The 25,054-nt window shown below is 62.1% G+C and carries 23 protein-coding genes; 8 read left to right on the top strand and 15 right to left on the bottom strand.

Features of this window, described 5'->3' with window-relative positions:
• Nucleotides 1–22: 22 nt before the first annotated feature.
• From QMO80_RS23135 to QMO80_RS23125, 3 genes are all read right to left on the bottom strand, one after another.
• Entirely contained in the window at nt 23–1,555 is a 1,533-nt protein-coding gene (locus QMO80_RS23135) for a sugar ABC transporter ATP-binding protein (protein WP_283200786.1), read from the bottom strand.
• Nucleotides 1,556–1,621: 66 nt separating this feature from the next.
• Complete coding sequence (locus QMO80_RS23130; protein WP_283200741.1) at nt 1,622–2,650, bottom strand: substrate-binding domain-containing protein; 1,029 nt, start codon at nt 2,648–2,650, stop codon at nt 1,622–1,624.
• Between the two features lie 200 nt (nt 2,651–2,850).
• On the bottom strand, nt 2,851–3,090 hold the full coding sequence (locus QMO80_RS23125) for a DUF982 domain-containing protein (RefSeq protein WP_283200740.1): 240 nt from the start codon (nt 3,088–3,090) through the stop codon (nt 2,851–2,853).
• A 204-nt stretch (nt 3,091–3,294) separates the two neighbouring features.
• Between QMO80_RS23125 and QMO80_RS23120 the strand changes: the two genes are divergently transcribed.
• The gene (locus QMO80_RS23120; RefSeq protein WP_283200785.1) at nt 3,295–3,864 is read left to right on the top strand and encodes a nucleoside 2-deoxyribosyltransferase; all 570 of its coding nucleotides are present in this window, start codon (nt 3,295–3,297) and stop codon (nt 3,862–3,864) included.
• A gap of 70 nt (nt 3,865–3,934) precedes the next feature.
• Here QMO80_RS23120 and QMO80_RS23115 read toward each other — a convergent pair whose 3' ends face one another.
• From QMO80_RS23115 to QMO80_RS23105, 3 genes are all read right to left on the bottom strand, one after another.
• Nucleotides 3,935–5,281, bottom strand: coding sequence for an SLC13 family permease (locus QMO80_RS23115; RefSeq protein ID WP_283200739.1), 1,347 nt, complete (start codon nt 5,279–5,281; stop codon nt 3,935–3,937).
• Between the two features lie 95 nt (nt 5,282–5,376).
• Nucleotides 5,377–6,891 (bottom strand): malonyl-CoA synthase, encoded by a 1,515-nt coding sequence (locus QMO80_RS23110; RefSeq protein WP_283200738.1) that lies wholly within the window; start codon nt 6,889–6,891, stop codon nt 5,377–5,379.
• Entirely contained in the window at nt 6,888–8,312 is a 1,425-nt protein-coding gene (locus QMO80_RS23105) for a malonyl-CoA decarboxylase (RefSeq protein ID WP_283200737.1), read from the bottom strand. Before QMO80_RS23105 ends, QMO80_RS23110 begins: the two co-directional genes overlap by 4 nt.
• A 165-nt stretch (nt 8,313–8,477) precedes the next feature.
• Between QMO80_RS23105 and QMO80_RS23100 the strand changes: the two genes are divergently transcribed.
• Entirely contained in the window at nt 8,478–9,128 is a 651-nt protein-coding gene (locus tag QMO80_RS23100; protein WP_283200784.1) for a GntR family transcriptional regulator, read from the top strand.
• Nucleotides 9,129–9,234: 106 nt separating this feature from the next.
• Here QMO80_RS23100 and QMO80_RS23095 read toward each other — a convergent pair whose 3' ends face one another.
• Nucleotides 9,235–9,660: a type II toxin-antitoxin system VapC family toxin gene (locus QMO80_RS23095; RefSeq protein ID WP_283200736.1), complete on the bottom strand. Its 426-nt coding sequence runs from the start codon at nt 9,658–9,660 to the stop codon at nt 9,235–9,237.
• Nucleotides 9,660–9,914, bottom strand: coding sequence for a type II toxin-antitoxin system Phd/YefM family antitoxin (locus QMO80_RS23090; protein ID WP_283200735.1), 255 nt, complete (start codon nt 9,912–9,914; stop codon nt 9,660–9,662). Before QMO80_RS23090 ends, QMO80_RS23095 begins: the two co-directional genes overlap by 1 nt.
• Nucleotides 9,915–10,241: 327 nt before the next feature.
• On the opposite strand from QMO80_RS23090, the gene QMO80_RS23085 reads away from it, so the two are divergent.
• Together QMO80_RS23085 and QMO80_RS23080 are read left to right on the top strand one after the other, a co-directional pair.
• Entirely contained in the window at nt 10,242–11,159 is a 918-nt protein-coding gene (locus QMO80_RS23085) for a DMT family transporter (RefSeq protein WP_283200734.1), read from the top strand.
• 131 nt (nt 11,160–11,290) lie between these two features.
• Nucleotides 11,291–11,740: a pyridoxamine 5'-phosphate oxidase family protein gene (locus QMO80_RS23080; protein ID WP_283200733.1), complete on the top strand. Its 450-nt coding sequence runs from the start codon at nt 11,291–11,293 to the stop codon at nt 11,738–11,740.
• A gap of 22 nt (nt 11,741–11,762) precedes the next feature.
• On the opposite strand, the gene QMO80_RS23075 is transcribed toward QMO80_RS23080, so the two are convergent.
• Complete coding sequence (locus tag QMO80_RS23075; protein WP_283200732.1) at nt 11,763–13,004, bottom strand: DUF763 domain-containing protein; 1,242 nt, start codon at nt 13,002–13,004, stop codon at nt 11,763–11,765.
• Between the two features lie 118 nt (nt 13,005–13,122).
• On the opposite strand from QMO80_RS23075, the gene QMO80_RS23070 reads away from it, so the two are divergent.
• Nucleotides 13,123–14,652, top strand: coding sequence for a phospholipase D-like domain-containing protein (locus tag QMO80_RS23070; RefSeq protein ID WP_283200731.1), 1,530 nt, complete (start codon nt 13,123–13,125; stop codon nt 14,650–14,652).
• Here the strand turns inward: QMO80_RS23070 and QMO80_RS23065 are convergent.
• Complete coding sequence (locus QMO80_RS23065; protein ID WP_283200730.1) at nt 14,599–15,558, bottom strand: lysylphosphatidylglycerol synthase domain-containing protein; 960 nt, start codon at nt 15,556–15,558, stop codon at nt 14,599–14,601. The two genes, QMO80_RS23070 and QMO80_RS23065, sit on opposite strands and share 54 nt — an antisense overlap.
• A gap of 116 nt (nt 15,559–15,674) precedes the next feature.
• Between QMO80_RS23065 and QMO80_RS23060 the strand changes: the two genes are divergently transcribed.
• Together QMO80_RS23060 and QMO80_RS23055 are read left to right on the top strand one after the other, a co-directional pair.
• Complete coding sequence (locus QMO80_RS23060; protein WP_283200729.1) at nt 15,675–16,403, top strand: endonuclease/exonuclease/phosphatase family protein; 729 nt, start codon at nt 15,675–15,677, stop codon at nt 16,401–16,403.
• A gap of 214 nt (nt 16,404–16,617) precedes the next feature.
• Complete coding sequence (locus QMO80_RS23055) at nt 16,618–19,122, top strand: methyl-accepting chemotaxis protein (RefSeq protein WP_283200728.1); 2,505 nt, start codon at nt 16,618–16,620, stop codon at nt 19,120–19,122.
• Between the two features lie 50 nt (nt 19,123–19,172).
• Here QMO80_RS23055 and QMO80_RS23050 read toward each other — a convergent pair whose 3' ends face one another.
• The 5 genes from QMO80_RS23050 to QMO80_RS23030 all read right to left on the bottom strand — a co-directional run bounded on the left by QMO80_RS23050 (nt 19,173) and on the right by QMO80_RS23030 (nt 23,787).
• Nucleotides 19,173–19,424: a hypothetical protein gene (locus tag QMO80_RS23050; protein WP_049731050.1), complete on the bottom strand. Its 252-nt coding sequence runs from the start codon at nt 19,422–19,424 to the stop codon at nt 19,173–19,175.
• A 147-nt stretch (nt 19,425–19,571) separates the two neighbouring features.
• Nucleotides 19,572–20,084, bottom strand: a complete 513-nt coding sequence (locus tag QMO80_RS23045; protein ID WP_283200727.1) for a hypothetical protein — start codon at nt 20,082–20,084, stop codon at nt 19,572–19,574.
• A gap of 54 nt (nt 20,085–20,138) precedes the next feature.
• Entirely contained in the window at nt 20,139–21,275 is a 1,137-nt protein-coding gene (locus QMO80_RS23040; protein ID WP_283200726.1) for an FAD-binding oxidoreductase, read from the bottom strand.
• A gap of 81 nt (nt 21,276–21,356) precedes the next feature.
• Nucleotides 21,357–22,895: an amino acid ABC transporter permease/ATP-binding protein gene (locus tag QMO80_RS23035; RefSeq protein ID WP_283200725.1), complete on the bottom strand. Its 1,539-nt coding sequence runs from the start codon at nt 22,893–22,895 to the stop codon at nt 21,357–21,359.
• A gap of 64 nt (nt 22,896–22,959) precedes the next feature.
• Complete coding sequence (locus tag QMO80_RS23030; RefSeq protein WP_283200724.1) at nt 22,960–23,787, bottom strand: ABC transporter substrate-binding protein; 828 nt, start codon at nt 23,785–23,787, stop codon at nt 22,960–22,962.
• Between the two features lie 178 nt (nt 23,788–23,965).
• Here QMO80_RS23030 and QMO80_RS23025 point away from each other — a divergent pair, with 178 nt between their 5' ends.
• Nucleotides 23,966–25,036, top strand: a complete 1,071-nt coding sequence (locus QMO80_RS23025; protein ID WP_283200723.1) for a LacI family DNA-binding transcriptional regulator — start codon at nt 23,966–23,968, stop codon at nt 25,034–25,036.
• Nucleotides 25,037–25,054 lie beyond the last annotated feature (18 nt).

Raw genomic sequence — 25,054 nt, 5'->3', positions numbered from 1 at the left:
GTCTCCTGCCCCTGCGTTTTCTTTAAGCGGCATGCTCGGATGCCCTTGCGTGACCGCCGATCCCCGATGCGAGCCGCATGATCGCTTCCTCAGTCATCGCCTCGCCCTCGACCTCGCCTGCCACCCTGCCCTCGTGGATCACCAGCACCCGGTCGCACAGGCCGAGAAGCTCCGGCAGTTCCGACGAGATGACGACGACGCCGATGCCGGCGTGCGCGAGATCGCGCAGCAGCCGGTGGATTTCCGATTTGGCGCCGACGTCGATGCCGCGGGTCGGCTCGTCCATCAGGATGACCTTGGGATTGACCGCCAGTTGCTTGGCGATCGCCACCTTCTGCTGGTTTCCGCCCGACAGCGACGAGACCGGCATGTCGATGCCGCCCATCCGTACGCCGAGCCGCCGGACAAGGTCGCGGGCGCGATCCGCCTCGGCCTTGGAATTCAGCAGCCCCAACGGCCCGGTCAGCGATTTCAAATCGAGAACGGCAATGTTCTGGGCGATGGAAAGATCGAGGAATATGCCGGAGCCTTTCCGGTCTTCCGACAGGTAGACGACGCCCGCCTGCGCGGCCTGCGCATAGGAGCGCGTCCGCAGCCGCTGTCCATGCAATTGCACCTCGCCTGTGATCACCGGCCGCAATCCGCAGATACCCTCGGCGATCTCGGTGCGGCCGGAGCCGATCAGCCCGCCGACGCCAAGAATTTCACCCTTGCGCAGGTCGAAGCTCACATCCGCGAAGCGGCTGCCGTCGCCGAGATGGCGAACGCTCAGAATGGTCTCGCCGGTCCGCTCCGCCGGCGCCTGCTTCTCCGGATAGAGCTGGGTGATCTCGCGCCCCACCATGCGACGCACCACGTCATCCGGCGTCAAATCCGCCACCTTCTCCGTCGAGACATAGCGGCCGTCGCGAAACACGGTGACCCGGTCGCACAGGCTGAAGATTTCGGCCATGCGATGGCTGATATAGATGATCGAAATACCCTGCGCCTTGAGGTCGCGGATGATGCCGAACAGCACCTGCGTCTCCGATTCCGTCAGCGCTGCCGTCGGCTCGTCGAAGATCAGCACCCGGCAGTCGAGCGTCAGCGCCTTGGCGATCTCGACGAGCTGCTGGCTGGAAATCGACAGGTCGCCGACTTTGCGGCGGACGTCGATCGGCGCCAGGCGGTTCATCACGAGCTGCGCGTCGCGCTCCAGCCTGCCGTAATTCATGAAAGGCGAGCGGCGGCGGTTGGTCGCGGCCATGAACATGTTTTCGGCCACCGTCGCATCCGGGCAGAGCGCGATTTCCTGATGCACGAGGCCGAGCCCGAGCGATTGCGCCACGGCCGGCGACGCCACCTTGACCGGCGCGCCATCGACGAGAACCTCCCCCTCGGTCGGCTGCAGCACGCCGGCAATGATGTTCATCAGCGTCGACTTGCCTGCGCCGTTTTCGCCGCAAAGCGCATGAACCTCGCCTTTCTCAAGGCTGAAGCGCACCTCAGTCAACGCCTTCACCGCACCGAAGTGCTTGCTGACATTGCGGATTTCCAGAACCGGCACCGACGCCATCATTGTCTCCTCCTCACGCTCGCGGTGGCTGTCCGGCGCTTCTGTCCGGACAGCCGACCCATCGGCTTACTCCTCGATGCCTTTGGTGCCGCGCCGCTTCAGATATTTGTCCCAGTAGAAGTCGTCGGCATTATCCGCCGTGACGATCGACAGGCCGTTGTCGACGAACGGAATGCTCATCGGGTTGAAGCTGGCGCGTTTGGCGTCGTTCATCGGGTCGATGAGTTCCGGATGCTTGGCCAGCCACAGGAGCATGAAGCCCATGTAACCCTGCATGCCCTGGTTCGGGTTGATCGAGCCGAACACTTCGCCTGCCTTGACCATATCGAGGATGTTGGCGTTGACGTCGGCGCACATCACCAGGATCTTGCCGCCGCTTTCCTTGTTGGCCTGCGAAGCGCCGATTGCCGAGTTCGCTTCCGGCATGAAGACCGCGCCAAGGTTCGGATGGGCCTGCACCAGGCTCATCAGGCCCTGATAGGCCTTGTTCGGGTCCTGGTTGGACGCAGCGCGGCCGACCAGCTTCATGTCAGGATATTTTTCGTCCATACGGGCGATGAAGGCGGCGATACGCTTGTCGTGGTTGTCCTGTCCCGGATTTTCCAGAACGGCATATTCGCCCTTGCCGCCCATCTTCTCGGCAATCGCGTCGGCCGCATAAGTGCCTTCGCGGGTATTGTCGGAGGTGATGAAGGAGATGCGCTTGGAGAGCGGCGCATCAGCTGCGAAGGTGACGACCGCGGTGCCCTGGCCGATCGCCCGGTTGATCGGCTCGATGAACGGGTCGGAGTTCATCGGATGAACGAGGATACCGGCCGGGTTCTGAGCCAGCGCCTGGTCGAAGGTGGCGATCTGCTTGTTGACGTCATATTCCGGGGTGCCGGTATAGGCCGTCTCGCAACCGAGCTGCTGACCGGCCTGCTTGAACATCTCATAGACCGGGAACCAATATTCGACGCCCGAGACCATGACGTTCATGACGTATTTTTCGCCCGGCTTGCAGCGGAACGGATTTTCCGCGCCCGCGCTGGCTGCGCCGGCAAATAGAGTCGATGCGAGGACCGCCAATGCGGTCGTGCTTAAAAATCTGCGCAAGTTTCCTCCTCGAGGCCGAAGCCCCTCCCAAATATCCGGCGGCGCCTGAGCGGCGGCCGATGATCCATTGAAGACCGGAGTTCCTCCTCGAAGTCCGGTATGGGCAGGTAATCCCAACGGCAGAGATCTGTCAATATAATTCATATGTTGAAATATATTTCAACGTAGCCAGTGAAAACCATCGTGTGCACGATCGTTTCCTAGCGGAGGACGCCGGCTTCCTCAGCCGCGGCTTTGAATGCCAATGCGGCCGCAGCGGAATCGGCTCGCCTGTCGACGGCGTCCGTGCAGATCTTCTTTGCGACGGCGAAGGACGCCGCTTTCTCACGCGGCCAGCAGGTCATGAGATATGCGAGCGCGTCCCTGCTGCTGCGGATACTCTTAGGGTGGTCGCCATCCCCGATGACCTCAACGGGCTGGTCCCAAAAATCGTGGCGCATCTACATCTCCTCAACTCGCGGCTATCGGCTGAACGTCATCTGCGCGGCCTCGTTCCAGCATGGGCCTTTGGTCCTAATCAGATCGGGTGAATGATCTCTCCGCGCTGCACGGCGTGGGCTGTTCTCGGCCACTGGATTGTGATCCTCCTTGGCTCTACAGCAAGGAACGTATTCCGAGCCCATCCCATTGAGGTGCATTCATCCATGACAAAGAAAGTTTATCTGGCCGGTCCTGAAGTCTTCCTTCCAAACGCCCGTGAAATACTCGACCGGAAAGCAGCGCTTGCCCGCGAGGCCGGGCTTCTCCCGCTCTCACCCGGCGATCTGGAAATCCCGCAGACGAATTCGAAGCGCGAGCGGGCGGCGGCGATAAACGCGGTGGACGAGAAGATGATGATGGAGGCCGACGCCATCATCGCCAATCTGACGCCGTTTCGCGGCATTGCCGCCGATACCGGCACGGCTTTCGAACTCGGTTTTATGTGCGCAAGCGGCAAGCCTGTCTTCGCCTATACGAATGTGGCCCGGGATCACAGCGGACGGGTGAGCGATCTTTATGGCGGGGCCGTCGCCTATGACGCCGAAGGTCGGCTGCGGGACCCGAACGGGATTGCGATCGAGGATTTCGGCCTGGCCGACAATCTCATGCTGCACGCCGGGATCGAGCGGCGCGGCGGCGTCCTCATCGTCGGGGACGCGCCCCGCGATGCGCTCTATACGGATTTGGCCGCGTTCAAGGCGTGCCTCGCCATCGCTGTCGAGAAGCTGCGATAGAAGCGGCCGAGCGGTCAGCAACGGTGCCGAGCCGGGCTCGGCACCGTCTGTTGGGAATAGCAGCCCGCCGTCAGACCAGACCCGGCACGACGAACACCAGCCAGGCAATGATCGGGCCGATGATAGCGATCAGGGCGCTGTAGATCAGCAATTGTCGCAGCACCTGCTCTCGCCTGTCATCCGGCGCATTGGCGACGACAAGGGCGCCATTGGTGGAAAACGGGCTGGTATCGACGATCGTGGTCGAGATTGCGATCGCGGCGACCACGCCGACGGCGCTGATATGTCCTTGCAACAGGAATGGAACGGCGAGAGGGATGATTGCGCCGAGCAGCGCGGTCGACGATGCAAAGGCCGAGACGATTGCACCGGTAAAGCAAAGCAGAAGCGCCACCAGCAGCGGCATGCCCAGACTGGATATGCCGTGCGCCACATAGTCGACCGTCCCGGCTTTTTCCATCACGCCGACATAGGTGATGATGCCTGATATCAGCAGCACGGTCGACCAGCTGACCTTGTCGATCGCCGCTTTCTGGGTCTTTGGCGACAGCAGCGCCAGGGCGACGGCCACCGTCATTGCGACGAGGCCGACGTTGAACTTGAAAACCAGGGCGCCGACGCCAAGCGCCGTCAAGCCGATCAGGGTGGTAATTCTCTGATTGTCGAGGCGCAGCTTCGTCGCGGTATCGGCCGCCGTGCCATAGGCGTGTTCCCTGATCGGTTTTGCCGGCGTGCCGCCATGACCTCTGATCGACGCCGATACGCCCTCGGGATGAAGTTCGGGCAAGGGGCCGATTGATGCGGCTTCCTGCGTCTTCACTCTGGCGCCACCGAAAACGAAAAAGACCAGCACTGCTATCGCCAGGTTGAAGAAGAAGCTGGAGAGAAACAACGACGTCGGCGCGAAAGGCAGGCCGGCCTTCTCGACGATCTGGTTGGTGATGCCGCCATAGATGCTGATCGGTGAAAAGCCGCCCGCCTGCGCTCCGTGGATCACCATCAGGCCCATCATGACAGGGTGAATGCGGTACTGCACGGCAAAGCTCAATGCGACGGGCGCGAGGATGGCGACCGCGGCCGGGCCAAGAGCACCGAAACCGGTAATTACAGCGGCGACGAGGAACATCACCCAGGGAATCAAGGCGATCCGCCCGCGCACCAGGCGGACGGCACATTCGACCAGCCAGTCGATCGTGCCGTTGATCTGCGCGATGGCGAAGAGGTAGGTGACGGCCACGAGCGTCAGGAACAAGTCGCTCGGAAAGCCGGCGAAAATGTCGCTGGTCTTCATCCCGATGACCATGGAGCCGAGCACGAAGGCGCCGGCAAAGGCCAGCGCGCCCATGTTGATCGGCTGGATCGTCGCAACGACAAACATAGCGACCAGCAGTCCTATGGATAGCAATTCAATGCCCATGATTCCCCTCCCTCCGACGCTTCCGGCGCCGTAGTTGCTGTTTTCGAGATTGATGCGGAATGCGGCGCACCCTCCTCCCAGAGGGCGAGGTCGTCTTACGTCACGGTGTAAAGATCGGCGTATTGCTGCCGCAGAATGTTTTTCTGAACCTTGCCCATCGTGTTGCGCGGCAGGTCGTCGGCGAAGATGATGCGCTTGGGCTGTTTGTAGCGGGCAAGACGGTTCTGGAGGGCGCTGACGATGGTCTTTTCATCCAAGACGGCGCCGGGCTTGCGCACGACAATGGCGGTCACACCTTCTCCGAAATCGGGATGCGGCACGCCGATCACAGCGCTCTCGACCACGCCCTCGATCTGGTCGATCTCACCTTCGACCTCTTTCGGATAGATGTTGTATCCCCCCGAAATCACCAGATCCTTTCCACGGCCGACGATGTGGACATAGCCTTGCCGGTCGATCTTGCCGAGATCGCCGCTGATGAAGAAACCGTCGGCGGTGAATTCGGCCGCGGTCTTTTCCGGCATGCGCCAATAGCCCTTGAAGACGTTCGGCCCCTTGATCTCGATCATGCCGGTTTGTTCAGGCGGCAGCCCTTGACCCGTGGCGGGATCGGTGACCCGCACCGTCACATCAGGCAATGGAAAACCGACCGTTCCGGCAATTCGTTCGCCGTCATAGGGGTTCGACGTGTTCATATTGGTTTCCGTCATGCCGTAGCGCTCGAGAATCGCGTGACCGGTCCGTGCCTGGAACTCGGTATGTGTTTCTGCAAGCAGCGGAGCCGAACCGGAGATGAAGAGGCGGATGCCGGCGACCGTCTCTCTGTTGAGGCGCGGGCTTTGCAGGAGGCGCACGTAGAAGGTCGGCACCCCCATCAGCATCGTCGCCTGCGGCATCAGCAACAGCACCGCATCCGGATCGAACTTCGACAGCAGGAACATCGAGGCGCCGGCAAGCAGCGTGACATTCGTGGCGACGAACAGCCCGTGCGTGTGAAAGATCGGCAAGGCATGGATCAGCCGATCGTCGGCCGTGACGCGCCAATAATCCCGCAAGGTCAGGGCGTTCGAGAGCAGGTTCCCATGGGTGAGCATCGCGCCCTTGGAACGGCCCGTCGTTCCCGACGTGTAGAGGATCGCCGCCAGATCGTCGGCGGAGCGCGAGGCATCGACGAAGTCGGCCGGCTCATCGCGCGCAAGATCGAGCAACGAGCCGGTGCCGTCAGTGTCGAGCGTTTCGACGATCGCGCCGTGCGCCTTCGCGATCGTCTCCACGCCCGTTCGGGCAGCCGACGCAACAACCACCAAACGCGGCTCGGCGTCGCCGATAAAATAGTCGAGTTCAGCCAGCGTATATGCCGTGTTGAGCGGCAGGTAGACCGCCCCGCTGCGAAGACAGGCGAGATAAAGGATCAACGCCTCGGCACTTTTCTCCACTTGCACCGCTACTCGATCGCCCGGGCGAATGCCGAGCGCATCCATGGCGCTGGCGATGCGGCCGGAAAGAGCGAATGCGTCATCGTAGGTCCATGTGCGCGTGCTATCGATCCGGATGAACGGAGCGTCACCGGGCGCGGCGGCCCGCATGGCGTCGAAAAGATGGTTGCTCACTTTCGCCCTCCTCCAAGCGTTGAGTTCATGATCTGTGCGAATGGCCGGGAGCCTTGCTGGCCATTGCCGCTGCTGCGGCTTTCGTCATGCTGGTTGGCCAGGTTTTTGACGGCCGGCGAGGCGATCACTTCGCCGCGCTGCGCCAGCGCCTCGTGGTTGGCCACGATATCGTCGAGCTTATAGAGATAATTGACCATAAGTCCGTGTGCCTGCTGCATGGCCTTCGGCGAGCGGTCGCCCAGAAAATTCAGTCTTTCGAGCCGGGCGCCATTGCCGAGATGGAAGCGGGCGACGGGATCGACAGGGCGCCCCTCCGGCGTCCGCTCGATCAGGAAATAGCGCGCAGCAAGAGGCAGCAGCACACGCTCCACTTCGGTGGCCGTATTCTCGTTGTCGGGCCAGTTCGGATCGTCCAGCAGCATCAGTGTTTTGCGGGCGGCGTCCGGCAGCGACCGGCCGGCGGCCGAATCACGCGCCTTGGCAAGCCAGCGGGCAAAACCTGGAACGGGCGACAGCGTGACGAAATTCTTCAGGCCGGGCAGGTCTCTGCGCAGGTCTTCCACGACCTGCTTGATCAGGAAGTTGCCGAACGAGATTCCGCGCAAGCCATCCTGGCAGTTCGAGATCGAATAGAAGACCGCCGTCGTTGCCTCGTCGGCATTGATCTGCTCCCTGCCCTCGTCGAGCACATCGCCGATCGCGCCGGGCACCGATCGTGTGAGCGCCACCTCGACGAACACCAGCGGCTCGTCGGCCAGCCGGGGGTGAAAAAAGGCAAAGCATCGGCGGTCGGATGGTGCCAAACGACGGCGCAGCTCCTCCCAGCCGGCGATCTCGTGCACGGCCTCGTATTTTATGATTTTTTCAAGAATGTAAGCCGGCGTCGACCAGTCGATCGGGCGCAGCGTCAGAAAACCACGATTGAACCAGGAGCCGAACAGATGCGTGAAGTCGGCGTCAAGGGCGTGATAGCCTGCGGATTGGTCTTTGGAAGCAAGCAATTGCTGGCGCATCCGGACGAGTTTGGCAGTGCCGTTCGGCGCGTGATTCAACCGCCGCAGAAGCTCCTGTCGCCGTGGCTCGGCTGCCTGGTGGAGAGCAATGATGACGGCCGAGCTTTTGTCAGTGCGATAATTTTCAATCGCCTGGTCGAGCTTGGCCGTGTCGGGGCCGAACTTTTCGTGAAGCATATGGAGGAATGCCTGCGCGCCGTCGCTGTCGAGCGCCTCCCAGCGATCGAGTATCTCGGCCGCAAGGGCCATGCCCGACGCTTCGCCCCGGCTCGATAGCAACATGTCACAGAGCGTCTGGAGATCGGCCTTGGCTGCGGCCTGCGTGGCGCGCGAACCGGAAAACAGAAGCTGGCGTCCGCGGTCCGTAATGCTCTGCAGCATGTCGGTGAAGAAGGAAGTCTCGGACATGCCATTCTCCTCTCTGCCGGATGGCCGGCGGCATTATGCACGGTATTTAACGGCTGCTTCCCATCGCGGAACTTCATCGGTAGTATGTAGACTGCCACCTTTCGTACACGAGATAAATAATCTTGTATACGAGAAATGCGTTTTCGTATGAAGAAAGTGAAGCGGATGTCCGAGAATGTCGGCCGATGGCTGCGGGATGAAATTGAAAATTCAATTCTTTCCAACGAGTTCTCCCCTGGCGAGCGGCTCGACGAAATGGTGCTTGCGACACGGTTCGGAGTCTCCCGCACACCGGTGCGCGAAGCGCTGATGCAACTCGATGCGATCGGACTCATCGAAATTCGGCCGCGCAGAGGTGCAGTTGTCATCGATCCGGGACCGCACCGCGTCTATGAGATGTTCGAGGTTATGGCAGAGCTGGAGGGCCTGGCCGGCTCGCTCGCCGCGCGGCGGCTGGACAAGGCCTCCCGGGAAGCGATCGCCGCCGCCCACGGCCGCTGCGAACACTCAGCCGGCGCCGGCGATAGCGATGCCTATTATTACGACAATGAGGAATTTCATAAGGCCATCTACGCAGCCGGCCGAAGCGATTTCCTCGAGGAGCAATGTGTGCAATTGCACCGACGGCTGCGACCCTACCGCCGCCTCCAGCTGCGCGTGCGAAACCGCCTGTCGACATCCTTCTCGGAACATTGCGCCATCGTCGATGCGATCTTTGCCGGGGATGGCGATGAAGCCCGCCGTCTGCTGCGGACGCATGTCGGCATTCAGGGTGAGAGATTCAGCGATCTGGTCGCCAGCATGGCAAACAGATGAGCACTGTTGGAAAACTGTCCGGCGGACTGATCGATGTTCAGCGGTCGCTTCCCACAGGCTGCGATTAATTGCATCATACGAATGATCGCTGCGGTTCTTGAGAATACTATGTCGGGAGTGCCCAGGGATTCACGAGCGCCACTCCCATGCCTTCGAAATCCTTGATATTGCGCGTGACCAACGTCATGCGGCGGGTGAAAGCTGTCGCCGCAATATAGGCGTCGTTGATCGGTTTGGGATTGGGCACATGCCACTGGGCCGCCTGAACGGCCGCCGCCTCGTCCAGAGGCAGGATACGGCCGGAAAATGCTGCGAGAACGGAATTTTCCAGCCAGTTACGCAGCACCTTCCCGGCGGCTGCATCATGATGCTCGACCAGCCGAACGCCAATTTCCAGTTCGTGCAGGACGACAGATGAAATGAAGGTCTCAGCCGGATCGGCGGTTTCGTTCCAGACTACCACATTGGGGTCGGCCTTGCCGCTCGCGACCTTGCGCAGTTCGGACACAACGTTGGTATCGAGCAACAGCATCACGAAAGATCGACCGGTCGGGCATGCTCGGTGCGCGGCGGGAGCGTCAAGTCAACGTCTTCTGCTCCCGGCGCTGCCAGCATGTCACCAAGGGTCCGCATTTTGCCGGTAAGCCGCTTGTACTCGTCGAACGACAAGAGAACATGCGCAGGCCGCCCCCTGTCGGTGATGATCACAGGCCCGTCCTTGGCGGCGCGCTTGGCGCGGCCGAGATCCTGATTGAGTTCTCGGCCTGAAAGCGTGGTGACGGTCATGGCGAGCCTCCATTTGTGGTAACGTAACCACATTTAATCCCCACTAGCCGGAATTACAAGATACAGTCGCTGCCTCGCCCTTGATCGCAAGCTCCGACCTACAATCGGCAAGCACCGCAATCGGATGAACTCTGCGGCGATTGATTATCCGGCCCGCAGTCATGGGCGTTTCGAAATCCGCGGCGTCTCGCCTTCAGAGGCGCCACAGATCCGTCGCCGCCAAATTTAAGTGCAAGAGCTTCGTGCCGACCATTGACATCCGTGGTGTTAAGGCCGAAGCCGCACTCGGCCACGCAATGCGCGGCTGTTTTCTTGAGGATTCGACAGATGAAGACCAAGGCGGCGACAGCCAATGCCGGAAACCTGATCATGACCGGTGTCCTGCTAATGCTGCTCGGCGATCTGCTCTTTGCGCTGAACGATGCGATGGGCAAATGGCTGATGACGAGCTTTGCCGTCGGCCAGGTGCTGGTGATCCGCTCGCTCGGCGCTTTCATCGTGCTCGGACCGATGATCGCGAGGCAAGGGCCGATGGCCCTGTTCCGCGTCGAGCAGAAGGGCCTCCAGTTCATGCGGGTGGCCATGGCGACCGGCGATGTCGCGCTGTTCTATGCGGCCGTCGCCTATCTGCCGCTCGCAGACGTGATGACCTTCTATATGGCCGGGCCGATCTACATTGCCGCGCTCTCGCATTTCTTTCTCGGGGAAAAGATCGGCTGGCGCCGCTGGCTGGCCGTCCTGATCGGCTTTACAGGCGTCGTCATCGCGCTGCGCCCGTCGACGGCGATGCTGTCGCTTCCATCGCTCTTCGGCCTTGTCGGCAGCTTTGCCTTTGCGCTGTCGCTGGTGATGAGCCGTTATCTGCGCTCGACCAGCGACACGACGCTGGTGACATGGCAGACGATCGCGGCCCTTGCCACCGGCGTCGTGCTCAGCATCGGCCATTGGCAGTCGGCAACGCTCGTCGATTGGTCCGGCATGCTGCTGCTCGGCGTCGTCGCCACCTGCGCGCACCTCCTGATCACCCGCTCGCTGAAGCTCGCCCCCGCATCGCTGCTGGCGCCGCTGCAATATACGCTGCTGCTCTGGGCGATCGTGCTCGGCTACATCTTCTTCAGCGATATTCCCGATATGCAGATCGTCGTCGGCGCCGCCATCATCGTCTTTGCCGGGCTCTTCATCTTCCACCGGAAGAACCTGAAAGAGACGGTTCCCGCCGAAGCGGTCCCGCCGGACGGCCATTGAGGGTATAGCGCCGCTTATCTTTCAGCCTCGCACAAGACGCTGCTGTATGGAGGCTTAGTCACGCAGGCTTTCCACGGAACAATTTGGACGCCTGCACGCTACTCCCGAGCATTCAAACCCGGGAGATCGCAATGGCGTCCATGACCCTCGAAGACCTGTCCTCGCAACTGAAGAAGATCGATTTCTGCATGCTGTCGACGAATGCCGGGTCGGGCCGCATCTCGACCCGACCGATGAGCAATAATGGCGACGTCGAATATGACGGGGATTCCTGGTTCTTTTCGTACGAGGACAGCAGGAAAATTACGGAGATCGACGGCATCGACATCGTCTCGCTGACGTTCACGGCACCTCCCAGCCTCCTCGGCAAACCGGGGATTTTCATCGCTGTCGAGGGCTTCGCCTCGCTGGTGCGGGACAAGGCAGCATTCGAAGAACATTGGGTGCCCGATCTGGAGCGGTGGTTTCCTGAAGGTGTGGACACTCCCGGGATCGTTCTTATCAAAGTTTCGGCGTCCTCCATCCGGTACTGGGATGGTGAGGAAAACGGCGAGGTCACCCTGCCCGGCTCAGCGAGCTAAGGTGATTGCGTGAAGGGGTGCCCTACTCTGCGGGCGGCTCCCAGCCGAAGACGCTGCGGCCGCCGAAATCGGCGGATTGGCGAAATTCGCCGGCGATAATCTCCTTGAGGTCGGGACCGGTGACGTAGCGTTCTATCTGCCTGGATTGATCATCCAGGCGCTTGAGCGCCTGCAGCTCCTCCTCCCGTCCGAGCCTGCCCTTCTGCACCGCCGATTTCATCACGCCGATCGTTTCGTCATAGACCTTGAGCGGAACCGGGAAGGGATGGCGGTCCTTGCCGCCATGGGCGATCGAGAAACGCGCCGGATCGGAAAAACGGCAGGGCGCGCCGTGGACGACTTCGGCCACCATGGCCAGCGCCTCCACCGTGCGGGCGCCGACACCGGGAACCAGCAGCAGCTCTTCGAAATCCGCCGGCCCGCGGTCGGCAGCGGCGGCGAGATTTCCGTGCAGGCGCCGCATGTTGACGTCGCTCTCGCGCACGTCGTGATGGGCCGGCATGATCAGGTGCGGCAGCATCGGCTGAGCGGCCGGCTCGGGCGCCGGCTGCTCGACACGCCGCAGCGCCGCCGCCTCGCGGACGATCCTGTCGGGACCGAGCGTCGCCAGCAGGTCGAGCTGGCCGCGCCGCGAGCGCTCGGCGCGCCTGTCGGCAAGATTGACGATCGTCCCCTGGCTCCTGCCCTCGATTGCCGCATGCGGCGAGTCGACGAAACTCTCCAGCCCTTCCGATAGCCAGTGATAGCGCCGGGCCTGCCGCCTGTCGCCGTTCATGCCCTGCTGCACGACCACCCAATGACCGTCATCGGCGACGATGAAGCCGTGCAGGTAAAGATCGAACCCATCCTGAAGGGCAGCGCTGTCGACCTTGGCGATGAGACGGCTCGTCGTCGCCAGGCCTTCGCCATCGAGGCCGACGCGCTCGCCGATCGAGACGAGCTCCTGCGGGGTCTTGCGCGAATGCGCGCCGCGGCCGCCGCAGACATGCAGGCCGAGCTCGCCGGCGCGCGGTTTCAGCCCGCGCTTCAGCGCGCCGAGAACGCTGGTGGTGATGCCGGAGGAATGCCAGTCCATGCCCATCACAGCGCCGAAGGACTGAAACCAGAAAGGATGGGCGAGCCTGCGCAGGAATTCGTCGCGGCCGTAGTGATGCACGATCGCTTCGGTGATCAGGGCTCCCAGCCGTGTCATCCGGTCGCCGAGCCAATGCGGCACACGTCCCCCGTGAAGGGGAAGATCGGCGCTGCCTGCTCGTTGTGACATTCTCGTTTCCTTGCGCTTCCATCGCCGGACGAAGTCAGCCCGGCCGCCTCTTCCGACACCGCACGGAACCCAAAAATATTCCAGGCGTTTGTTTTCGCAGTTAAAGGCCGAGGCAATCATGACCGCATTCGAGACCGTCTTCAATCACCCGAGCCTGCCCCAGGCAAAATCACAACGGCCGGACGGCCGCGAAAAACAGAATGACAGCGCTTTGCGCCTGGAGGGCGATGCCGAGAAGGCGGCCTTCCTGATCAACGGCAACAGATATTTCGCCGAAGTGTCACGGGCGCTGCGGCAGGCACGGCGCAGGATCTGGATCGTCGGCTGGGATTTCAATCCCGACATCCCGTTGGAACCGGAAAAATCCGACGAGACTTTGGCAGACCTGCTGCATGCGCTTGCAGCGGCCAATCCCGAGCTCGAAATACGCATCCTCATCTGGGCGCTCGGGCCGGTCTATTCGGAAAAATCCCTGCAGGTGCTTCGCAAGAAGAGCTTCCCGAGGAATGCCAGGATCGACCTGCGTTTCGACCTTCAAGGTGCCGTTCGCGGCTGCCACCATGAGAAGCTCGTCTGCATCGACGACACGGTCGCCTTCATCGGCGGCATCGACCTGACGTCGCGGCGATGGGATACCAAGCGCCATCGCGCCAGGGACAGGCGCCGGCGTGACCCCGAGGGCGTTTCCTACGACCCGCTGCATGACGTGCAGGCGATGGTCACGGGCGACGCTGCCCGGCTGATGGGCAATATCGCCAGGCGGCGCTGGGAAAATGCCACCGGCGAAAAACACCTGCCGCCTGCCGAGCCCGCACCCTTCCTCTGGCCGGACGATCTTGCCGTTTCGCTGCGGGAAATCCTGGTGAGCTTCGCGCTGACGGAGCCGTCGACAACCACGCGCGGCGGCATCAGCGGCGGCATCGCCTCGACATTGGATATCATCTCCCGGGCACGACGCCTGCTTTATATCGAGGCGCAATATCTCGCCTCCTTCCGCGTCGCCGATGCCATTGCCGCACGGCTGCAGGAGGAAGACGGCCCCGAGGTCGTCATCATCTGCACGCGCAGCTCTCACGGGCTGATCGAAAAACTTATCATGGGCGGCAATCGCGACCGCGTCATCCGCCTTCTCAAACGGGCCGATCGTGCGAGCCGGCTGCGGGTCTATTTCCCCGTCGTACCCGGGCCAATCGTGCCCGGGCCGAAAGTGCCCGGGCCGACGGTCGACGAGGTCGAGGTGCTGATCCATTCCAAACTGATGATCGCCGACGACGAGTTGGTGCGCATCGGCTCCTCCAATCTCAACAATCGCTCCGAAGGCCTGGATTCGGAATGCGATATATTGTTTCACGCCGCAACGGACGAACACCGCCGCGCGATCGCGGAGCTGCGCAATCGTCTGCTGGCGGAATATCTCGGAACGAGCACCGCGAGTTTTGCGGCGGCCTACGCGCAAAGCGGCTCGGCGATCGAAGCGATCGACGCGCAGAATGATGGCACTCGGTGTCTGAGAGAATTTGCCGTCGAGCTTTCCGGCAGCATCTCACCGGTCAGAGGTACCGGGTTCTTCGACCCGGCCCGCCCTTTCCTGCTCTTACACCGACTGGGCCTCGGCGCCCTCATCCGCCTCTTCATCCGCCCCGCGTGACCTTCGAAAAACGATCTCGGTGATGACGAGAAGCGTCGTGCCGAGCGCCAGCGGAATAAAGAAATAGGCGCAGCGGAACGCGATCAATGCGCCGATCGAGGCCTCCTTCGGCACGGCATAGGAGACGGTCGCCTCGAGCACGCCGAGTCCACCCGGAACATGGGTTGCGAGAATTGCCGAATTGGCCAGCACATAAGCCGTCACCGACCTGAAGAAGGCGACGTCGCCGAAAGCCGAGAGCATCTGGTGCAGGCAGGCGGAAACGAGCATGAAGTTGAGCGTCCCGATGCCGATCTGCGCGACGGCAATCGAAAACCGCGGCAACTGAAACGACCAGCGCCAGAGCCGCAACGTGGCGCGGACGAAAAACGCCAGCCCCGCATAGACGACCGGCACGATGAGCGCCAGCAAGCCGAAGATGCGCACATTGGCCGGATCGAGCCGCAGCAGGCGCCCGGCATCACCCGGATTGACGATCAGCGCAAGACCGCCGAGCGTGATCAGTCCGAGCCCGACCGTGACGCCGCAGAACAGGATGATCTTCGCCACGTCCTCGGTCGTCAGCCCCCAGCGCGAATAAAAGCGGTAGCGGAAGGCGCCGCTGCTCAGCCCGGCAAAACCGATATTGTGGCCGAGCGACAGGCTGATGAACGAAGCCAACGCAATTTTGGGATACGGCAAGGATTTGCCGAGCGAGCGGATCGCCAGGAGATCGAAGCAGCCAAGGCATAGATAGGATGCCGCGGCAAAGAGAAGCGCTGTACAGAAGCTTGAAAGCGGTATGCTGCGAACCGATTGGACGATCTGGTCGAGGCTGTACTGCTGGAAGATGCGATAGAGAAGAAAGACCGCAAGACAAAGGGCGGCAACGAGCAGTCCATTCCAGATCATGCTTTTCAAACGCATCGATTGTCCTCAGGAATGCCAGCGTGATGGGCCGATAATCTGGAACGATCAAACGAGTTTTGTGTTCCCCCGGGGAACCGCATCCATGTCCCCAGGGGACGAGCTTCAACGGGCCCATGCCGGAAAAATCCATCAAACTCCTGACCTATAACGTCCACAGCTGTATCGGCAGCGACCGTAAGCTCGATCCCGGGCGCATCGCTTCGGTCATCGCCGAGGCGGAGGCCGACATCGTCGCTCTCCAGGAGGTCGATGTGCTCAGGCGCAGGACGGGCGGCATCGACCAGGCCCATACGATCGCCTCACTTCTGAAAATGCAGGCGCATTTCCATCCGGCGCTGTCGGTTGCCGAAGAGCAGTATGGCGATGCGATCATCACCGCCTTGCCGACCGGCGCGGTCAAGGCCGGTCCGCTGCCCTCCATCGGCGAGCAGCGCGGCGCCCTTTCCGTCGAAATCCTGGTCGGCGACAGAAAACTGCGGGTCGTCAACACCCATCTCGGCCTTCGCGGGCGCGAGCGCATGCGGCAAATGACGACGCTTTTGAACTCGGGCTGGCTGTGCGGAACGGCGGACGAAGCTCTCCCCACCATCCTCTGCGGCGACTTCAATGCCATTCCGTCATCAGCGACTTACCGACTTGCCACGCGGTCGTTGAAGGATGCCCAGCTCGCAGGCAATGTCAGGCCGCGCGCGACCTTTCCCTCCCGTTACCCGCTGATGCGTATCGACCACGTCTTCGTCACCGACGATCTCATCGTCAAACAGGCGACGGTTCTGGATAACCGCCTGGCAAGGGTCGCTTCAGATCACCTTCCTCTGCTTGCGGAAATTGCTTTCGCCTGATCGCCGCTGTCGCGCTCGCTGGCGCCGATATCTGTTGAGAAACGACATTCACCATCACTCGTGGCGACATCGAAACGAATGTTTCACAAATAATGTGATATGGAATATTCATTCCGCTGCCTCGTGTCTCTGGGGGGCGGATGTGTAGTCGGTTCGAGCGGATCAGGACTTTCACTCGAAATCGACTGCGCTCCTGGGGAAGAGGGAGGGGTTGATGTTGGGCAGGCTGTTGTCACGTGTGCGCATTCAGACGCAGGTGATGGTTTTCATCGTTCCGTTCATCGTGAGCATCATGGCCGTGGGCGCCATGGGCTTTTATGCATCGAGCCTGCTTCAGGGGCGGATGGATATTTCCAACTCCGTCCTGCAGTCCTTGAGCGGCTTTCGCAATCTGTCCGCCGCGATGGCCGAATTCCTTGCCAATGCCACGCAGGAAAACCGGGATGCCGTCACCGCCAGGCTTGCCGATCAGCGCACTCTATTGAAATCCGGTCTCGACCGGCTCGCCGCCGATCGCAGCGGCCAGCAGGAGTTGGAGCAGGCGCTGTCTTCCATCGACGGAATTTCCGCTCGCATGGATACTCTGTGGCAGCTTCAGGAGAGCCGGGCAGCATTGCTTGCCGATCTTCAAAAGGCGCAGAGCGTCGTCGTCTCGTCTCAGACGGATATCGTCGAAGGTTCCAAGGTTCTCCAGCGTGCTGCCGACAGCCAGGAAGACGAAGCCCGCAATACGCTGGGCGACGCACAGCGCATATCGGACTTCGCCTCCTTCGCCCAGTCGCTGAACGACAAGGCTCAAGCCGCCGGCCCGATCGGCGGTCCCGACATGGAGGAACTCGCCCGGCAGCAGCGCATCGTGGGGATGGCGCTGGGCGGCGAGGCGCCGGAGGCCAAAAAGGCGATCGACGATACCATTGCCGCCTTGAAGCCGCTTGTCGAAACCGCCGGCCAGACCGAGGAGCGTGCAGCCGGCCTCAAGGATGCGACGGCGCAGATCGTCGCCAGGCTGCCCGAATTGCAGGCGGTCGCCGCACGCCGGCTGAAGACGGTAACGGATAAGGCGGCCGAGACCGCCAAATCGGTCGAGCGCGCCAAGACGGGTCAGAGAGACGGCCAGAAACTGACGACCTCGGCCTACGTGATCCAGATCGTCATGGCGAAACTGACGCTTGCGCCCACGGATGCCAATCTTCAGCGGCTGTTGCAGGAAATCATGGCCGTCAGGAAGGGCCTGGACACGTTGGTTTCCAATGCCGGCGGGGTTGCGCAATTCGACAATCTCAAGCCGAAGCTGCTGCCGGCGCTGGATAAGATGCAGAAGGCCGCCACCGACCTCGTCCGCATCAGCGCTCAGCGCCAGGACGAATTCCACGCCGCAGCCGCCGATGTCGACGGGATGTGGTCGCAGCTGACGGCCTTCGCCGAAATGCAGCGGCAGAACGCCGCCGCAGAACGTACCGATGCCAATTCCATGTCTCTGGGAACGACGATCCTCGGCGTGGTGATCGCAATCCTCGCCGGGGTCGGGCTGACGGTGACGCTCAAAGGTCCGATCAACCAGATCACCTCGGCCATGCGGCGGCTCGCCGACGGCAAGCTCGAAACCTCGATCACCGGCGAAAGCCGGGCCGATGAAATCGGCGACATGGCCCGCGCACTGGGCATCTTCAAGAACAACGCCATCGCCAAGGTCGAGATCGAGGAACGCAGCGAGATAGAACGGACGCGGGCCGAGGAGGAAAGGCATCGCAACGACGAGGAAAAACGCACGGTCGAACAGCAGATCGACTTTGCGGTGACGGCGCTCGCCGATGGCCTCGGGCGCCTGGCGCGCGGCGACATTTCCCAGACGATCACAACGCCTTTCTTCGGCCGGCTGGAGCAACTCCGCAACGATTTCAATGCGTCGCTGCTTCGCCTGCAGGAAACGATCGACCAGATCCGCACCAACACCCGGATGATCGAAGGCAATGCCGGCCAGATGGATCTGTCGGCGAGCAACCTTGCAAAGCGCACCGAACAGCAGGCCGTAGCACTTGAGGAAATCGCCGCAGCCATTGAAGAGATCACCACCACGGTTCGTTCGTCCGCGGCCTGCGCCGACGATGCCCGTCAGATCATCACCGACACCAAAGAGACGGCCGATTCCTCATCCGAGGTCGTGGCCAGCGCGATCGACGCGATGGGCAAGATCGAAGCGGCTTCCGACGAGATCGTGCAGATCATCGGCGTCATCGACGAGATCGCATTCCAGACGAACCTGCTCGCGCTCAATGCCGGCATCGAAGCGGCCCGCGCCGGCGAGGCTGGAAAAGGCTTTGCGGTCGTCGCCCAGGAAGTCCGCGATCTCGCCCAGCGCTCCGCCGAGGCCGGCCAGCGGATCAAACAGCTGATCGGGCGCTCGCGGGCGGAGATCACCAACGGGGCCCGGGTCGTACGCGAAACCAGCGAAGTCCTCGAAAGCATTTCCGCGAAAGTGGTCACCGCATCGGAGCAGATGGACGTCATTGCCCGCTCGAGCAGGGAACAGTACAACGCCCTGCACGAGGTCAATTCCTCCGTCAACCGGATGGATCAGATGACGCAGCAGAACGCGGCCATGGTCGAGGAAACGAGCGCAGCGACGAAGGAACTCGCCGACGAGACGAAGACGCTCCTGCATCTGATCGACCAATTCCAGCTGGATGAAACGGACGCGCGACGCGTGAACGCTGCATAGTGAGGCTCCGTTCTGCTTGGTAGTCGCTTGGCCCCTGATGGGCGGGCGCGTCAGTGACGACTGTAGAGCGGCGGCATCACCTCTTCATCCGAGAGCTCCGGATAGAGCCGCCGGCGGGTGCGATCGAGCGCTTCCGCCTCCCTGCGCTTCCGTTCCAGGAGTACGGCCGTGACGTCTTTGTAGGGAGCGCCGTCCTTCAAGGCGACGCGGACGATTCCGCCCTGCGAGAGGAAGTCGCAGAACGATCGTACCGAGCGAAGACGTGTCGTAATCTCGATATAGCGGTCGTCATGTCCAGGCATGCTCGCCTCCTTAAAACGTAAAATGTCACGAACACTTCGGCAAGAAGATGACGCTGGTTTCATGACGATCCCAGACCCGATCGGCCATATGCGGAAGCCGTTCCAAATGCGCAAACAGGTGCAGATTTCGCTTTGGGGCTTTGAACGTCATCCCCTGGCGAATTTCCGGTTCATAGCGGCGGCGACCAAGGGCAGCGCCGTGGTCGCGACGGTCCCGAGGGGCAGTCGCCTGATACCCCGCGTGACGACGAATGCCGCAGCCATCGCGCCGGCGAGCTTCAGCCACGGCTGATTGCCGAGCTGGGCATGGGCACTGGCATCTGCCCATCGGACGTTTTCAGTGACGACGGCCGCAGTCTGGTGTTTGATCACATGAAGGCGGGCCCGGAGGTTTTCGAGCTCCTCCCTCAGTTCCCGCAACCGACCTTCCAGAACATGCTCCTCCGAGACCAGGAACGGTTCCTCGATATAAGCTTCGGCCGGAGTCAGAGCATCCAGGCCAAGCGTGGCAAGGTAGGCCTCGTACTCGGCCTCGCTCGCGAACCCCTCACGCCGGATAAGATCCGGATTGATGTTCGTCTCCTCTCCGTTCGCCATCCGCGCGCCGGCATCGTCGTGTCTCTCTTCCCCGCCGACACCGGCCGGCTCGTCCTTAAACATGATGCGTCTCCCGTTGTTTCCTCGGCAGAACGCTCGATGGCTCTATTTGATCCATCACGGCCGCGACGAACTGAAACGCTCCGGCCGAAACTCCGCCAGCAGCGGATGACGGCGTCCGGTGGCGATCTCGTCCGCCAGCAGTTCGCCGGCGATCAGGCCGAGGGTGGCGCCACTATGGCTGAAGGCAACGAAATAACCCCAGATCGACGGCAGTTCGCCGAAGACCGGCTCGCCGTCGCCCGGAATGGGCTTCGGGCCGACCCCATAATCGTCGATCTCGAGCGTCGGGTTACCTTCGAGAACTTTCGACGCCTGGCGCAGCAGCCCATCCAGCGTCGATTGTCTGACGTCGTAGCTGCCGTCCGGCTTCACTCTGACCTCTTCCTCGGACCAGGCGGAATCGAGCGCAAAACCGCCATTGGGCATGGGCCGGATAGCGACGCGGGGGGTGTTGAGCACGGCCTTCAGCGAATGGCGGATCGGCTTGGTCCTGACGAGAAGGGCGACCGGCGTTGCATCGTCGATATGCTGGCCGGCTTCGGCAACGATTGCCGGAACCGCGCTGCCCGCGGCAAGCAGCACGGACTCCGCGTCCCAGCGCCTGCCGTCCGCGGCACTCACGCCGCAGACGCGGGCGCCGTCGACGTCAATCGTTGCGCGCCCGGCGTCCGTCACGATCTCGCCGCCGAGCGAACGGAATTCCTCCGCCAGAAGGCCGATCAGCGAGGGAAGATCGACCCAGCCTTCCCCGGGATTGAAGATCGCGCCCTGCGGCGTCACCGCGCCGGCGTCGACGCCGGGCGTCGCGCCGGCAATGTTTTCCTGGTCCAGCCATTGCGCGTGATAGCCGAGGTCGCACTCATGCTTGAAGACCTCGGCGATCTCATTGCCGGCGTCATCGGCATCCCAGGTCAAGCCACCATCGAAGCGGAGCCATGGCGCATCCGGATAGCGGGCAGCAAGGGTGCGATAACGGTCGATGCCGGCGAGGCGCAGCCGGTGATAGGCATCGGAGCGCTTCCGGGCCGAATTGAGCCAGGCGAGCGAACGGCCGGAAGCGCCGTTGGCGAGCGGCCCGTCACTGACGAGCACGGTGGCGATCCCGAGGCGCGCGAGATGGACGGCCGTCGAGACGCCGAATATGCCGCCGCCGATGACGACAACCTTCGAAGGTTTTGGGGAAGCATTCATGTCGATAACCTTGTTTCCTGCTATGTCGAACGAATTCCGATGCGTCCGTCGTGAGAGACGGCGGCATGCCTCGCCTCAGGGTTAGAGGACTTCCGCAAGGAAGCGCTTCAGCCGCTCGCTTTTGGGATGGTCGAAGATCTGCTGCGGGCAGCCGGCCTCGACGATGCGGCCCTCGTCCATGAAGACCACCTGATCGGCCACCCTGCGCGCAAATCCCATTTCATGCGTCACGACGGCCATGGTCATGCCCTGGCGGCCGAGAGCCGCCATCAGGTCGAGAACACCCTTGACCAGTTCGGGATCGAGCGCACTCGTCACTTCGTCGAACAGGATGAGTTCCGGATCCATGGCGAGAGCACGGGCGATGGCGACGCGCTGCTGCTGCCCGCCCGATAGGCCGGCCGGGCGATGATCCCTGCGCTCGGCAAGACCGACCTCGGCCAGACGCGCCTCGGCGATGCGTCGCGCCTCCTGTCTCGGCATCTTCTTGATTTTCGTCAGGGAAAGCATAACGTTCTCAAGAGCTGTGTGATCGGGAAACAGGTTGAAGTGCTGGAACACCATCCCCACCCGCCGGCGCAGCCGTTCCGGTTTCATGGCCAGAATGCTGTCGCCGTCGAGCAGGATATCACCGGCTTTCGGCTCCACCAGCCTGTTCATGCAGCGCAGCAGCGTCGATTTGCCCGAGCCGGAGGGGCCGATGATGCAGGTGACGGTCCCGGCGGCGATGTCGAGATCGACACCCTTCAGCACCTCGAGATCGCCATAGGCCATGCTGAGATCCCGGATGTTCAGGGCGCCGCCCTGGAAGCGCGGTTCCGCCTCCCCGGCAGACCCGGTCGCGGACGGCGGGCCGGCAGCGGCCTGCAACTCGCTCACCTCGGCCAAACCGCTCGCAACACCCGAGCCGCGGCCTTGTTTTCCGAGCCGCAGTCTCGCATCGATGTAATTGACCAAATGCGTGAGCGGCACGGTGATGACGAGATAGAAAAGACCCGCCAGCAACAAGGGCGACAGATTGCCGGTGACGACAGCCTGATCCTGGCCGACGCGAAAGATCTCCCGCTCGGAAGCGAGCAATCCGAGGAAATAGACGAGGCTGGAATCCTTGACGTTTCCGATGAACTGGTTGACCAGCGCCGGCAGAACACGCCGGATGCCTTGCGGGATGACGATCAGCCGCATGCCCTGCCCGTAGCTCATGCTGAGCGCCCGGCAGGCTTCCATCTGGCCGCGCTCGACACTTTGGATGCCCGACCGAAAAATCTCGCCAATATAGGCCCCGGCGATCAGGCTGAGCGCCAGGATGCCGAGCGGGAATGGCGACGGACCGAAGATCTCCCGCCCGATCCGGGCAAAACCCTGCCCGATGATCAGAATCGTGACGATTGCCGGCAGCCCGCGGAAGATATCGGTGTAGATGCGCGCCGGCAGCCGCAGCCAGCGAGACTGCGAGATGCCCATGACGGCGAGAGCCATGCCGATGACGACGCCGAGCACGGTGGAGGCAGCGGCCAGGATCAGGGTATTCTTCAGGCCGACGCTGATCATGCTCGGCAGCACTTCCGCCATGGCGTCCCAATCCAGGAAGCTGCGGCGCAGATTTTCAAGCCAGTTCATCGAGATCCCCATCGAAGCCCTTGCCGGGCATGACGCCGTCCGCCGAAGCGGACGGCTGGCGGGCTTACTTCTTGGGAAGATACTGGTCCGGCATCGGCGAGCCCGGGAACCATTTTTCGTAGAGGGTCTTCCAGGTGCCGTCCTGCATCGCGTCGTGAAGGGCGCCGTTCAGCGCCGTGCGGAAGGCGTCATTTCCCTTGCGGATCACGAAGCCTGCCGGCGCATCGAAAGATGGGATGTTGACCGCAACCTTCAGCGCAGGATAGCGCTCGCCATATTGTTTGGCGGCTTCGTAGTCGAGAAAATGCGCATCGACCGTGCCGTTATTGAGGGCGGCGACGGCGGAATTGTTGTCGGGGAATTTCACCAGATCGGTCCCGCCGAAATTCTTGGCCGCATAGACTTCCTGCAAGGTTCCCTGGACGACACCGAGGCGCTTGCCCTTGAGCCCGTCGGCATCCTTGATGCCGGCATCCGCGGTCAGGACCGAGAGGTAACCGGCAAGATAGCCGTCGGAAAAGTCGACGGTCTTCTTGCGGGCTTCGGTGGTTCCGATCGCCGCAACGGCAACATCGAATCGTTCGTTTGCCACCGACGGCAACAATGCCGAAAATTCCTGGCCCGTGAACGTCACCTTGTCTTTCGGAAAGCCGAGGCGGGAGACGACGTTGAGAAACAGTTCGATATCGAAACCGGTGAACTGGCCGTCCGCCGTCGCAAACGTATAGGGCTTAGAATCACCCATCGTGCCGACGCTAATCATCCCGGCCTCGATGAGGTTATAGGGATTGTCGGCCGCAGCCGCAGAGCCTGCCCCCACAGCAAGAAGGCACGTCAGAATGCCGGCCCGCAATGGAGTAAGCATGGCCGCAAATGATTGAAAAGGCTTCATCGTCGTTCTCCGCTCTGAAAGGAATGCTCTTGCCGGCATGTTGGTTCGCCCCGGCCGCGCATCAGCAGCTGGTATTTATGGAACAGAAACCGGTCTCCTATTTAAAGAGACCGGTCTCACGACATATTTGATATCGGTCAATTGACCGGTCGTCAACAACTCTTGTAGTCCTCGATTCATGGAAGATTCCGCTCACCCGAAACGGTCAGTCACGGTCGCCGACGTCGCCAAGGCCGCCAAGGTCTCGAAGGCGACGGCCGCCCGCGTGCTCGGCGGCTACGGTGTCGTCAGCAACAAGATCAAGGATCAGGTGATGGCGGCGGCGGCGGCGCTCGAATACCGCCCGAACGAGCTCGCCCGGAGCATGAGCACCGGACGCTCAGGCATCATCGGCGTCGTTGTCGGCGATATCGAGAACGCTTTTTTCAGTCTGGCGGTGCGCGGCATCAGCGATGCGGCGCGCCTTGCGGGCTTCAACGTCATCATCGCCAATTCTGGCGAACAGCTCGAAGCGGAAAAATCGGCCGTCGATCTGCTGATCGGCAAGCGCGTCGATGGGCTGATCGTCACGCCGGCCCGCTGCGACCGCCCCGATCACCTGCAGCATGTCCGCCGCGCCGGCGTGCCGCTGGTTCTGTTCGACCGGGCCATCCCGGAACTCGATGTCGACGCCGTGACCGGCGACGACCGGGAGGCGGCACTCAGCGCGACCCGGCATATGATCGCCCAAGGACATAGCCGCCTCGCCTATGTCTCGGCCATGGACGCCGAGGAAGGCGGGCTCACCGATATCGCTGGGATTTCGAATTCCGCCGTACGCGAACGCGTGGAAGGCTTCGTGAGCGCCCTGACCGAGGCGGATTTGCCGAACCCTCTTCATTACATTCGGCTCGGCGCCACCGACCAGCATCAGACGGACGCCGTGATCAAACGCCTGCTCTCGGAAATATCGCCGCCGACGGCGCTGTTGGCGTCCGACAGCCTCGTCGGCTTGCGCATTTTCAAGTCGCTGCAATCGCTCGGCCTGTCGATCCCTGAGGATGTCTCGATGATTTCCTTTCTGGACGCCGACTGGACCAGCGTCACCGTTCCACCGATCACCATCATCGACCAGCGCGTCTACGAACTGGGCAAACTCGCCGGCGAACGGCTCGTCGCCCGCATCGAGGGCAACCCTCTTGCCGTGGAACGTCTGCGCGTCGCCACCAGCCTCGTCCTGCGCGGCTCCGTTGCGACGATCGGCCGGTGATCTCCGGGTTAGAGCGGA

Source organism: Rhizobium sp. BT03, from assembly GCF_030053155.1.
Classification (GTDB): Bacteria; Pseudomonadota; Alphaproteobacteria; order Rhizobiales; family Rhizobiaceae; genus Rhizobium.
The sequence above is the reverse complement of the archived record's forward strand: the minus strand, read 5'-3'. Positions and strand labels throughout refer to the sequence as shown.